The 11,835-nt window shown below is 66.8% G+C and carries 13 protein-coding genes; 10 read left to right on the top strand and 3 right to left on the bottom strand.

The features are described from left to right. Nucleotides 1–68: 68 nt before the first annotated feature. The 3 genes from HLA95_RS25705 to HLA95_RS25695 are packed head-to-tail and all read right to left on the bottom strand — an operon-like array spanning nucleotide 69 to nucleotide 2,212. Complete coding sequence (locus HLA95_RS25705; RefSeq protein WP_191058663.1) at nucleotides 69–449, bottom strand: TadE family protein; 381 nt, start codon at nucleotides 447–449, stop codon at nucleotides 69–71. Between the two features lie 16 nt (nucleotides 450–465). After that, the gene (locus HLA95_RS25700; protein WP_222184958.1) at nucleotides 466–912 is read right to left on the bottom strand and encodes a TadE family protein; all 447 of its coding nucleotides are present in this window, start codon (nucleotides 910–912) and stop codon (nucleotides 466–468) included. 4 nt (nucleotides 913–916) lie between these two features. Next, a complete protein-coding gene (locus HLA95_RS25695) occupies nucleotides 917–2,212 on the bottom strand; it encodes a pilus assembly protein TadG-related protein (protein WP_191058665.1) in 1,296 nt (431 codons plus the stop codon). A 517-nt stretch (nucleotides 2,213–2,729) separates the two neighbouring features. On the opposite strand from HLA95_RS25695, the gene HLA95_RS25690 reads away from it, so the two are divergent. The 10 genes from HLA95_RS25690 to HLA95_RS25645 all read left to right on the top strand — a co-directional run bounded on the left by HLA95_RS25690 (nucleotide 2,730) and on the right by HLA95_RS25645 (nucleotide 11,473). Then, entirely contained in the window at nucleotides 2,730–2,909 is a 180-nt protein-coding gene (locus tag HLA95_RS25690; RefSeq protein WP_222184956.1) for a Flp family type IVb pilin, read from the top strand. Between the two features lie 100 nt (nucleotides 2,910–3,009). Continuing rightward, on the top strand, nucleotides 3,010–3,528 hold the full coding sequence (locus tag HLA95_RS25685) for an A24 family peptidase (RefSeq protein WP_191058666.1): 519 nt from the start codon (nucleotides 3,010–3,012) through the stop codon (nucleotides 3,526–3,528). Between the two features lie 23 nt (nucleotides 3,529–3,551). After that, nucleotides 3,552–4,400, top strand: a complete 849-nt coding sequence (gene cpaB / locus HLA95_RS25680; RefSeq protein ID WP_191058667.1) for a Flp pilus assembly protein CpaB — start codon at nucleotides 3,552–3,554, stop codon at nucleotides 4,398–4,400. Nucleotides 4,401–4,513: 113 nt separating this feature from the next. Then, nucleotides 4,514–5,947 carry a type II and III secretion system protein family protein gene (locus tag HLA95_RS25675; RefSeq protein WP_191058668.1) on the top strand — a complete coding sequence of 478 codons (1,434 nt, stop codon included), beginning with the start codon at nucleotides 4,514–4,516 and terminating at the stop codon, nucleotides 5,945–5,947. 5 nt (nucleotides 5,948–5,952) lie between these two features. Beyond that, nucleotides 5,953–6,216 (top strand): hypothetical protein, encoded by a 264-nt coding sequence (locus tag HLA95_RS25670; protein WP_191058669.1) that lies wholly within the window; start codon nucleotides 5,953–5,955, stop codon nucleotides 6,214–6,216. Between the two features lie 30 nt (nucleotides 6,217–6,246). Further along, on the top strand, nucleotides 6,247–7,443 hold the full coding sequence (locus HLA95_RS25665) for a CpaE/TadZ family protein (protein ID WP_191058670.1): 1,197 nt from the start codon (nucleotides 6,247–6,249) through the stop codon (nucleotides 7,441–7,443). After that, nucleotides 7,440–8,783: a TadA family conjugal transfer-associated ATPase gene (locus HLA95_RS25660; RefSeq protein ID WP_191058671.1), complete on the top strand. Its 1,344-nt coding sequence runs from the start codon at nucleotides 7,440–7,442 to the stop codon at nucleotides 8,781–8,783. The genes HLA95_RS25665 and HLA95_RS25660 overlap by 4 nt, the downstream gene beginning before the upstream one ends. Then, the gene (locus HLA95_RS25655; protein WP_191058672.1) at nucleotides 8,776–9,747 is read left to right on the top strand and encodes a type II secretion system F family protein; all 972 of its coding nucleotides are present in this window, start codon (nucleotides 8,776–8,778) and stop codon (nucleotides 9,745–9,747) included. The genes HLA95_RS25660 and HLA95_RS25655 overlap by 8 nt, the downstream gene beginning before the upstream one ends. Continuing rightward, nucleotides 9,747–10,679: a type II secretion system F family protein gene (locus HLA95_RS25650; RefSeq protein ID WP_191058673.1), complete on the top strand. Its 933-nt coding sequence runs from the start codon at nucleotides 9,747–9,749 to the stop codon at nucleotides 10,677–10,679. The genes HLA95_RS25655 and HLA95_RS25650 overlap by 1 nt, the downstream gene beginning before the upstream one ends. Before the next feature lie 8 nt (nucleotides 10,680–10,687). After that, nucleotides 10,688–11,473, top strand: coding sequence for a tetratricopeptide repeat protein (locus HLA95_RS25645; RefSeq protein WP_191058674.1), 786 nt, complete (start codon nucleotides 10,688–10,690; stop codon nucleotides 11,471–11,473). Nucleotides 11,474–11,835: the final 362 nt, after the last annotated feature.

The raw sequence follows: 11,835 nt of genomic DNA, 5'->3' as shown, positions 1-11,835 counted from the left end.
ACCTGGCCCATAGCGCATCCCTTGCCGCATGGTGATCCATTGTACCACCACATTGCGGGATCAAACACCTAGTCGTTGCTGAAGGTCACGGTTGTTCGATCAGTCAGCTGGTTCCCATCTAGCTGCAACATCGGGAGGACAGCCGCGAATGGATAGGCAGCATCGACCGTCAGAGTGGTAAGGCCTGCGGAGGTCGTCCGGGTGACGCACAAGGTAAGCGAGGTCGAGCGGAGGAGCGGTGTCATCCCAGCGACTTCTTCCAGGGGTGCAGCGCAGCCGCTGAACGAGGCATCGACCATGGCGCGCCTTGCTGCAGCCGCCGTGACTTCCCGCAGCGACTGCTGGGTGAAGTAGAACCGCCCGACCTCCATCGTGCCGATCAGCATGGCGAAGAACAGTGCACCGACGATCGCGAACTCCAACGACGTCGTGCCTTTGCGGCAACGCATGAAGCTCCTCCAGGGGCTAGCGAATACGCAGGGTCATGTCGCCCTGCAGCGTGGTCAGGTCGGTCAGGAGCAGACCGGTGAAGCTGCGAGTGACGGAAATCGACACGTAGCGCTCAAGGGGAGCCACGCAGGTCGTGCTGGCGCAACCGGCCGGCCCGGTGCCGGGGCAGACGCAGGTCATGGCAGCGGGCGCGACGGTGAAGTCCGTCCAGTCCGGCAGCGCCGCGCGCACCGCATCGGCGATGCCGACTTGGTCGCTCGGGGCAGCCATTGCGTACTGGGCGCCGGCCCGGGCGGCCGCTTCCAGGCGGATGCTTTGCTGGACAGCGCTGCCCAGGTCGATCAGGCCCATCAGCGTCACTGCCAGCACTGGCAGGATGACGGCGAACTCCAGCGCTGCCACGCCCCGCCGGTCCCGGCAGAGGAGCAGGAGACGGCGGGGAAGCCGGTTCCATCGGAGCATGGTGCTACTCCACCAGCCGCGGGCCCTGCTGGGCGGGGACCGGGGTGCCGTAGGCGGCGCAGCCAGCTACCGAGATCCGGAACGAGCTGAGATTGCCGATGTCGAGCGTGCCACCGACGATCGGCAGGCAGTCCGCGTTGCTGACCGAGCTGACGTTGCCCATCCGGACGTAGGCGCCGGGGAAGTAGATGCCGCCGGCCAGGTCGAATGAGCTGACGTTCTGCAGGTTGAGGGTTGGCGATCCGGAATTGCCGGTCGTGCCGGACGAGGCGCGATAGAACAGCATGCCGTCATAATCCGCATCGAGGGTATTGGCGGCGGGGGCGGTGATCCGCGCCGAGGACAGGTTGGAGATGCTGAGCCGGCCAGGGTTCGCCCCGATGAAGAGAAACGTGCAGTTCAGGCAGGTGAAGCTGGAGATGCTGCCGATCGTCAGCGAGGCGTCGCGAAAGACATAGGTGCCCGATGGGAAGGTGACGCTCGATGTGTTCGAAACCGTGACGTTGTCGCAATAGGCCTTGCGCTGCGAGGCATTGTACGGGGTCAGGGGGCCGTTGACGTTGAGCGGGCCGGTATTGTGGCAGGAGGCCACGGCCGGGGCCGGCTTGGCGTCCAGATGGGCATAGACGTTGGTGCTCGGCACTGCGTATTCCTGATAGTCTCGGCTCAGCCGCACGCTGGAGCGGCCGCAACCGCTGCAGCCGCCGGCCGAGATCATGCTCTGGGCGACGACCGAGCTGTTCGACTGCGGGATGTTGATCGCCGCAGCACCGGTGCTGTTCGAGCCGACCGCGCAGCCGTCGGCGCTGAACGAGCTGGAGTTCTGGATCGTCACCGATCCGGTCAGGGCCAGCAGGCAGACGCGGCTGCGGTCCTGGAGCACGGCCACGGCCCGGACCGACACGACCGGCGGCTCGTCCAGGAACAGGTCGGCCAGAAGAAGTGGCTGAGCCTGGGTGATCTGGACCTCCACCGCCGCCTGATTGCCGGTCTGTGCGCCGCTGGTAGGCGGGTGCCGCACCGCGACCATGGTCCCGGTGTCGTTGGCAAAGCCGTTCTGGGCGGCGAGGTCGGCGCCCACGGCGCTGATCTTCGCGGCACGATTGGCCGGCGTCGCGAGCTGAAGGGCAATCACGCCGGCCATCGCGGCGGCATCGGCGGCGTTCTGCGCGTTGCGGCGGACCAGATACCAACTACCCGCCTCAGTCGCCAGGGCAGCGAAGCCGAAGAAGGCGGTGGCACTGACGGCGAAGATCAGGGAGACGGCACCGCGCCGGTCGGCCGGCCAGAGGCGTTGCACGCTTTTCCGGCCGTGGTCACGGACGAAGTCCCGCAACTGCCCGATGCGGCACTTCCGCGACAGACTGAGAGCTTTGGCCAATTGGGCAGGATCCATGGATCACGTGAACGAGCCTAGAAGAGCACAGGCAGGCCTCGTGCCGCGCCGCGCTCTCAACGAGACTGTTCCTACTTTTGCGGGAAAGGAGAGCATGCCCAAATGGGCTGTACAAGTGCTGATCTGCAACAACAACGATATAGGATGCACGTCCGTACACCTACTGGTTGAAAACAGGAAACCATGTCCGTTTCTCTTGCTAATTTTTCTATTGACACAGTTAACACACTGGATTTTAACCATATAATGATTGGTCATTATTGTCGCAGAGGCCTTTGCTCGTGGCTCCAGAAGGCGCTAGTACGAACATGACAATGCGGAAAATCGTCCTAGAACGAGTAGGAGCATTGTCTTGCCTCAGGCAGATATCTGCTTCGGGTTCTAGGTCGAACTGTACAGCTAATTTGAAGGAAATGAGCTGATGGTTGAAATGGTCACTTCGCGTGTCATGGCTGCGCTGGCCTGCCGCAAGGGCGTCACCGCGCTGGAATATGGCGTGATTGCTGCTGGTATCGTTCTGGTTGTCGCTGGCGGCGTTGTTCTGATGGCTCCGCAGTTGACGGCAACCTTTGGTCAGGTGACGACTGCCCTTACGCCGTAAGCTGATCAAGGAGCGGCTGTGTCAGAGTGCACAGCCGCTCACTGTTCCAGGAAGATCGGTCCAACAACATTCGAGGCCGTGCACGTCCAGCATCTTGGCCTTGCAACTGGCAACCTTGCCCATGGTCGCTGTATTTAGTGTTGCTGGAGTAGCTTTACTTGTTGTGGCGGCATGGCGTGACATCGCGGTCCGCACCATTCCCGACCTAATCAGCTTAGGAGTATTAGGGATTGGAATAGCAACGCGCGTGGTGCTCGGACCAGGAGCGCTTCTGGCTTCGCTTGCGGGAGCACTACTGCTGTTCTGTCTGCTCGTATTCCTGCATGGACGAGGTATGATGGGCGGCGGTGATGTTAAACTGGCTACAGCTGTTGCTGTCGGTTTGGCTCCGGTCGATTGTTACTATTTCTTCGTCGCGACTGCGTTATTTGGTGGAATACACGGAGTAATTTATCTAGTACTTTCTGGATTTATTGGAAGAAAAACTTCAGGTCCGCGTGACTCATTGCTCCGCCGGATCCGGAACGTTGAGTCACAACGTATTCGTCGTCGGAAATCTCTGCCGTATGGTTGCGCAATTGCACTTGGCGGCGCGTCAGTTCTGCTGCGTTCTCTTTGAGCGCGAACGTCGATTGAGTAGACATGATCCTGCGCCTTCTTCTGGTGTTTTCCTTGATCATGGTGTCGGTCGGCCTGGGCTATGTCGCTTGGCATACTCTTGTCCCTGGACGAGATGTCACCCTTGCGACCGAGGGCATCGAGCCGCCGCCGCCTCCGGTGAGGATCCTCGTCGCGGCGCAGGCGCTGCCGGTCGCGACCCTGCTCAAGGATGGTGACCTGGTCGTGCGCGAGGTGCCGCCGGATGCCGTGCCGGAGGGGGTGCTGGTCGAGTCCGACGACGTGCGCGCCGAGGTGCGCGGGGCGCTGCTGCGCCGCTACTTGGATGCGGGGTCGCCGATCCTGCGCGCCGACGTGCTGCGCCTGCGTGACCGCGGCTTTCTCGCCGCCGTGCTGCGGCCAGGCACCCGCGCGATCTCCATCGGCGTCGATGCCGTCACCGGTGCCGCCGGGCTGATCTGGCCGGGCGACCAGGTCGACCTGATCCTCACCCAGGAGATCGAGGCGGACGGGACCGACAAGGGGCGCCGGGTGGCGGGCGAGACGGTGCTCACCGATGTCCGGATCATCGCGGTGGATCAGCAGATCGCGCTCGGCCGCTCTGATGTCGAGGAGGAGCGCAAGGCGCCCCAGACGGTGACGCTCGAGGTGACGCCCGAGCAGGCCGAGCGGGTGGCGGTGGCGGCCCGGCTGGGCAGCATCGCCCTGTCGGTCCGCGCCGTCGACGGTGCAGTTCCCGCCGTCATCGCCGACCGCACCGGCCCGGTCTATGGTGCCGACGTCTCCGCGGCACTGCTCACGCCGCCGCCGGCGGTGGCGGCCCGGATGCGGGTCATTCAGGGGAGCGATCAGCAGGACGTGGTCCTGCCATGAGGCCAGGCATCCGGCCCTGGGCCGCCTGCCTGATCCTTCTTGGCGTGATCGCGCCGGCATCGGCTCAGGAACAATTCCTCGATCCGCCGGCCCAGGCTGTCCAATCGGAACCCGTGCCCACGGTGCAGGCTCCGCAGCGCCTGGAGCTGGAGGTCGGCACCGGGCAGCTCGTCCATCTGCCGGCCCAGGCCGCGACCGTGCTGGCCGCCGATCCCAGGATCGCGCGGGTCCAGCCGGCCTCCGCGACCACGCTCTTCCTGATGGGCGTGGCGCCCGGGCGCACCACGGTGATCGCGACCGCGGGGGATGGCGTACCGATCGCCGAATATGACGTCACCGTCCTGCCGAGCCCGGCGACGGAGACTGCGGTCGATGTCACCCCCGAGGCCGATAAGGCGGGAAAGCCGAAGCTGGCGCCGCTGGACGCCGGCACCATCGAGGCAGCCATCCACCGCACCTTGCCTGCCGGCAACCAGGTTCGGGCGTCGGCGTCGGACAATACCCTGGTACTGACCGGTACCGTCGCGACCGCGGCGGATGCCCAGGCGGTGGTGGCGATGGCGCGCGGCTTCCTCGGCGAGGGCCGGGAGGTAGTCAACCAGCTCACCGTGCTCTCGGCCATCCAGGTGAACGTCCGGGTCCGGGCGATCGAGGTGTCCCGCGAGATCACCCGCGAGCTCGGCTTCAATTGGCAGGCCCTGTTCAGCAGCGGCAGCTTCGCCATCGGCTTCATCACGGGCGGTGCCGGTCCGTTCTCTGCCGGCACTGCCATCGGCGGCCAGGTCCTGAACACGCTGAACGGGCGGCCGGCCGGCCTGAACAGTGGCGGGCTGCCCAACCGGATCGGCATCGGCTATCGCTCGGCCAATTTCGATCTCAACGCCATCATCGACGCGCTCGCAGCCGACCAGCTCATCACGGTGCTGGCCGAGCCGAACCTGACCGCCCAATCAGGCGAGACGGCCAGCTTTCTGGCCGGCGGCGAGTTTCCGATTCCGGTCGCCGCGAACGACGACAGCATCACCATCGAGTTCAAGCCGTTCGGCGTCAGCCTCGCCTTCGTGCCGACCGTGCTCGCCCCGGACCGGCTGAACCTGCGGGTGCGGCCGGAGGTCAGCGAACTCTCCGACAACGGCGCCATCGACGTGCCGATCGGGTACGGCTCGCTGCGAATTCCGGCCCTGTCGGTGCGGCGCGCCGAGACCACCGTCGAACTCGGTAGCGGCCAGAGCTTCGCGATCGCCGGCCTCCTGCAGCGCTCCACTGCCCAGCTCAGCAATGGCGTGTTGGGCCTGTCGGAGCTGCCGGTGCTGGGCCCGCTGTTCCGGTCCGAGGCGTTCCGGCGCAACGAGACCGAGCTGGTGATTATCGTGACCCCTTACCTCGTCCAGCCGGTGTCCGACCCGCAGGCTCTCGCCACGCCGCTCGACGGGTTCCGGCCTGCCACCGACCTGGAACGGATCCTGCTCAACCGGCAGGTGGCGCGCGGCCTCCCGCCGGAGCCGCTCGGCACGACGCCACTCGATGCCGGCTTCATCCTGGACTAGCCGCCATGCGCCGCATCATCGTAATCCTGCTCCTGCCTCTCGCTGTCGCCGCCTGCGACCGCGAGCCGTTCGAGCGCCCGGGTACGCTGCGGGCCACCGGGATCAACCAAGCCAACCTGCAGGCGATGCTGGTCGAGCCGGACCATGCGCGGCAGGGAATCGCTGCGGAAGGTTCGCCCGGGACGACCGCGGCCGATGCCGTCGATCGGCTGCTCAGGGGCGAGCGCGCCCCGCTGCCCGAATCCTTCACCAGCCTGGGCGGCGAGTGAGGCGGGGATGACGGTGGGGAACATCGTGCCATGAACCCGCCTCCCGCACCGGCTGCGGTCGAGGCCGATCGCGCGGCGCTTTTGGCCTTCGTCGCCGACGAGGAAAGCGAGGCGGCCATCCAGGCCGGCCTGGCCGACATGATGGCCGGCGTCCAGATCCGGCGCGGCACCGCGCGCACGGCGACCCGAGCGCTCGCGAGCGAGCCCACCCCGCGTGTCCTGCTCGTGGACATTTCCGGCCTCGAGGATCCGATCCGGGCACTGAACGAGCTGGCCACGGTCTGCACGCCGGACGTCCGGGTGCTGGTGGTGGGCGACCGCTCGGAGGTCAGCTTCTATCGCGAGCTCACCCGCGACCTCGGCGTCGACGAGTACATCTACAAGCCGCTGACCCGCAGCAATGTCTCCGCCCTGTTCGGCCCCCTGGTGGTGCCGTCGGGCGAGAAGACGCTGCAGCGCGGCGGCCAGATCATTGCCGTGTGCGGTGCCCGAGGCGGGGCAGGAGCCACCACCGTGGCGATCCACCTGGCGCTGCAGCTGGAAGCCGCCAAGCGGCATGTGGCCCTCCTGGACCTGCATCTGCGCGGCGGGACGACCGCGATGATGCTGGGCGTGAAGGGCAGCAACGGCCTGCGGGTGGCGCTGGAGGAGCCGGATCGGGCGGATGCGCTGTTCCTCGACCGGATGGCCGTCACGATCCAGGGGCGGCTGCGGCTGATCGCGGCCGAGGAGCCGTTCGACGTGCAGCCCAACCCGGCACCGGATGCAGCCCCGCGGCTATTGGAACTCCTGCGTCAGCGCTTCAGCCATGTGGTGGTCGACCTGCCCATGCCGCCATCGCCCCTGGAGCGGCAGGTGCTGGCCGAGGCGCGCAGCCAGGTCGTGGTGTTCGGGCCTGATCTCGCGGGAATCCGGGACGCGGAGGCGGTGCGCAAGCTGATGACCTCGATCTCCAGCATGAGCCAGCCGATCCTGGTCTTGAACCGGGCAGGGGTGGCTGGCGGGCTGAAGCTGCCGCTCGTGATCGAAGGACTTGGGCGACGGCCGGACGTCGTCATTCCCGACCTGCCGCGGCACCTGCCCAAGGCCGCGAACCTTGGACAGTCTGCGGGAGCGGCCGGTGCGTCCATGCGCAAGGCACTGGCACCGTTGACCCAGGAGATCGTCGGGACCCGTGCTGAGCCGGCCAAGCGCAGCTCCATCTTTCGCTGGCTGCTGGGACGATGAAGACCTTCGGTCGCAGGAATGAAACTGCCCCCGCTGCGGCCCCGGCGATGCCGCCGGTGCAGGCGACGGATGTCAGGCCGGCCGGTGAATCCCCGGTTGGCCGCCTGCGCAGCAAGGTGATGGAACGGGTGGACCCGGTGGCGGCCTCGGTGCTGCCGGCCGCTGCCCTGCAGGTACAGCTCGAATCGCTGGTGCACGATCTGGCCAGCCGGGAGCGCCTGGAGCTGGCGGCGCACGAGCAGGCGCGGATCGCCGAGGAGCTGGCCTATGACATGGTCGGCTATGGCCCGCTGGAGCCGCTGCTGCGCGACGACAGCATCAGCGACATCATGGTGAACGGGCCCAACCACGTGTTCATCGAGGTGCGCGGCAAGATGCTGCGGGCGGATGTCCGGTTCCGCGACGCTGCCCAGGTCGCGACCATCGCACAGAAGATGGCCGCCGCCGCCGGCCGGCGCGTCGATGAGTCCAGCCCCCTGGTCGACTGCCGGCTGGCGGATGGTAGCCGCGTCAACGTCGTGTTCCCGCCGCTCGCCATCGACGGCGCCTGCATCTCCATCCGCAAGTTCTCGAAGAAGAAGATCGACTTCGAGACGATGATCGGGTTCGGCAGCCTGTCGCCGGCAGTGGCCCGGGTCCTGGAGATCGCGGCGCGGGCACGGCTCAACATCGTGATCTCCGGCGGCACCGGCTCCGGCAAGACCACGATGCTGAACGCACTGAGCCGGCTGATCGACCATGACGAGCGCATCGTCACCATCGAGGATGCAGCGGAGTTGCAGCTCCAGCAGCCCCATGTGGTGCGCCTTGAGACCCGCCCGCCCAACCTGGAGGGCAAGGGCGAAATCCACCAGCGCGAGCTGATCAAGAACGCGCTGCGGATGCGGCCCGACCGGATCATCGTCGGTGAGGTGCGCGGTGCGGAGGCCTTCGACATGCTGCAGGCGATGAACACCGGCCATGACGGCTCGATCTGCACCATCCACGCCAACACCACCCGCGATGCCCTGACCCGCATCGAGAACATGGTGCAGATGGGCATTGCCAGCCTGCCGGTGCGCGCGATCCGCACCCAGATCGCGAGTGCCGTGGACATCATCGTGCAGATCCAGCGGATGCGCGATGGCGGCCGCCGGGTCGCCCAGATCTCCGAGGTCGCCAGCCTGGAGGGCGACGTCATCACCATGAACGACATCTTCACCTTCGAGTTCGGCGGCGAGGACCGCAGCGGCCGGATCCTGGGGCGCTGGGTGACGGCCGGGATGCGCCCAGGCTTCCATGATCGGCTGGACTATTTCGGCCTGGGCGATGCCTGGATGCGGGCGCTCGCCGATGCCTGACCTGCGGGGGCTCCTCGCCGCCGGGGCCGCGCTGCTGGCGCTTCTCCTGCTGGGCATCGCGATCTGGCTGATGGCCCGGGAGCGTGGCCGCAAACTGCGGGCCCGCGTGCGGGACATCGGCGGCCGGGCACGGTCCGCCTCGGACGTGCCGGTGGAGACGCTGCCCAGCATCCGCGTGGCAGCGCAGAGCGACCGTCCGTTCCGGCAGCGCATGGCCCGCCTCCTGGGCTTCAACCCAGAACTGCCGGAGGAGCAGGTGCTGGCATGGCCGGTGGTGGCCATGCTGGCGTTCTGCATCGGCCTGCTCGGCTGGTGGGTTGCCGGCTTCTATCTCGGCCGGATGCTGGCCTTCCCGATGGGAGTCGGCAGCAGCGTGCTAGGTGCCCGGATGATCTTCCGCTGGCAGCACCGCCGCTATTGCGACGCCCTGTTCAAGCAGGTGCCGGATGCGCTGGGCCTGATCCTGCGCGCGGTCCGCTCCGGCCTCCCGATGGCCGAGGCCCTGCGCAGCGTGGCGCGCGACATGCCGGCACCCACCGGTCCGCAGTTCGCCCGCATCGTCGGCGAGACCGCGATCGGCAACAGCGTGGATTCGGCCTTCCTGCGCCTCTACGCGCGCACCCAGGTGACCGAGTACGGCTTCCTGGCCGTCACGCTGGGGCTGCAGGCGCAGACCGGCGGCAGCCTTGGCGAGACGCTGGAAAACCTCGCCGACATCGTGCGCAAGCGCGTCGCCATGGCGGCACGCGCCAAGGCGCTCGCCTCCGAATCGACCGCGTCGGCGCTGATCCTGATCGCCCTGCCCTTCATCTGCGCGCTCGCCATGTCGCTGATCCGCCCAGGCTATCTCGACACGTTCTGGAGCGATCCGGTCGGCTTCAAGATGATGGTGACCGGCCTCACCCTGATGACGCTGGGCGCGCTCACCATCCGCTGGCTGATCCGCCGGGCGACGGAGGACTGATGCCCGATCCCGTCGTCATCGGTGCGGTTGCCGCCGGCCTGGCCGCGCTGAGCCTGTCGGTTGTGGTCGCAGTCGTGCTGGCCCATCTGGCCGAGGAGGGCGACCTGATCCGGCGGATCCGTGCGGTGATGCATCCCAGCAAGGAGCAGCTGCCGGGCGACACCTCGCTGGCGCTGAGCGTTGCGGGCATGTTCGCGCGGCTGGGCGAGGCCTTGCGCGGCAGTGCCCTGATGTCGGCGCAGGATCTGGCCCAACTCGAACGGGCCGTGGCTACGGCCGGCTTCGACCCGCGCCGGGCGGCCTCGACCTTCATCGGCATCAAGGTCGTGGTGATGCTGGGCCTGCCGGTGCTGGGCTATCTGCTGGGTGCTGCGCTCACCGAGACCATGATGATGCACGTCATGATCGTGGCGGTGACGCTCATGCTGGGCGTGCTCGGGCCGAACTGGGTGCTGCGCTTCCTGCGCGGCCCTTATCTCAGGACCCTGCGCAAGGGACTGCCGGACGCGCTGGACCTGATGGTGGTCTGCGGGGAGGCAGGGCTTGGGCTGGAATCCGCCGTGCACCGGGTGGCACGGGAGATGGAGCAGTCGAACCCGTCGGTGGCGCGGGAGTTCAGCATCCTCGGCCAGGAGCTGCGCATCCTGCCCGACCGGCGCGAGGCCCTGATGCGGATGGGCGAGCGTACCGACCTGGAAGGCTACCGACGTCTGGGCGCCACCCTGGCGCAGGCCCTGCGCTATGGAACGCCCCTTACCCAGGCGCTGCGGGTGCTCGCGGCCGAGATGCGGCAGCAGCGCATGGTGGCAATGGAAGAGAAGGCGGCGCGGCTGCCCGCATTGCTGGTGCTGCCGCTGATCCTGTTCATCATGCCGAGCCTGTTCATCGTCCTGATCGGCCCGTCCGTGCTCCAGCTCATGAACAACCTGTGAGGCCGAAGGTGAACGCTGCCACGACCCGGCCGGCCCTGGCTGGCCTCCTCTGCCTGCTCGTCGCCGGCTGCACGGTCTCTGAGCAGCCGGCGCTGCAGGAGCCGGACACGGCCTCGCGGATGCGGGTGGCCTCCGTGGCGGAAGCGAACGGCCAGCCGGGGGTGGCGCTCTCTATCTACGCCATCGAGGCCGGCAATCGTCCGGACGATCCACAGGCGCAGGCACGCTATGCTGCTGCCCTGATCCGCGCTGGCGGCATAGCACAGGCAGATGAGGTACTGTCACAGGCGCTCGCCTCGATGCCGGATGCTCCAGCACTGCTGATCCAGTCGGGCAGGATTCGCCTGCTCAGCGGCAGCCCACAGGCACTCGGCCTGTTCGAGCGTGCCCTGGTTGCAGCACCGAACCATGCGGAGGCGCTCAGCGGCAAGGGAATGGCGCTCGATCTGGCCGGCCGCCATGCCGAGGCGTTACCCTGGCACGCTGCGGCAACGAAGGCGGCACCAAGCGACCTCGCCATCGGCAACAACTATGCATTGTCACTGATGTTGGTCGGCCGGCCAGACGAAGCGATCCCGATCCTGGCCCTACTGGCCCAGCGTCCGGAAGCACCGGCGCGGGTGATGAACAATCTGGCGCTGGCCTATGCGGCGGCAGGTCACCTGAGTGCGGCGCAGGCAGTGCCGCGCAGTTCGATCGGCACTGCGGAAATTCAGAATTATGCCCAGCTCATTCAGTCGGACTCCGCTGCGGTTGAACAGCCTTCCAACCACTTGCTACGGCCATCGCAATAGTTGGATATCTCTGTTCTAAGGTCTTCGTGGCACTCGATCTTTGTCGACATTATTGCCATAACACTTTTATTTATAGTATCCCGGTCTCGTGGAGACAGTCGCTAGCGCTATCCCTGCACGAACTTGGCCCGGGCAGGGGCAACCGTCAGCTCGGCAGGTAGCACCATCAAGGTCAACACGCCCATCGCTGCCTGGGCGAAAGCCGGCAGAACAATGCCTGCTCACTGACTGTCGGCAAAGTCGCTGACCGGTCACGTGATGCGCCGCAGCATGATCCGGCTCATGGCGGCATGGATCATCGCCACGCCGGTTTCGGGCAGCCGCTCATAGTCCCGGGCAAGGCGACGTGAGCGGGAGGGCCA

The sequence above is a fragment of the Geminicoccus harenae genome, assembly GCF_019800005.1.
Classification (GTDB): domain Bacteria; phylum Pseudomonadota; class Alphaproteobacteria; order Geminicoccales; family Geminicoccaceae; genus Geminicoccus; species Geminicoccus harenae.
The sequence above is the reverse complement of the archived record's forward strand: the minus strand, read 5'-3'. Positions and strand labels throughout refer to the sequence as shown.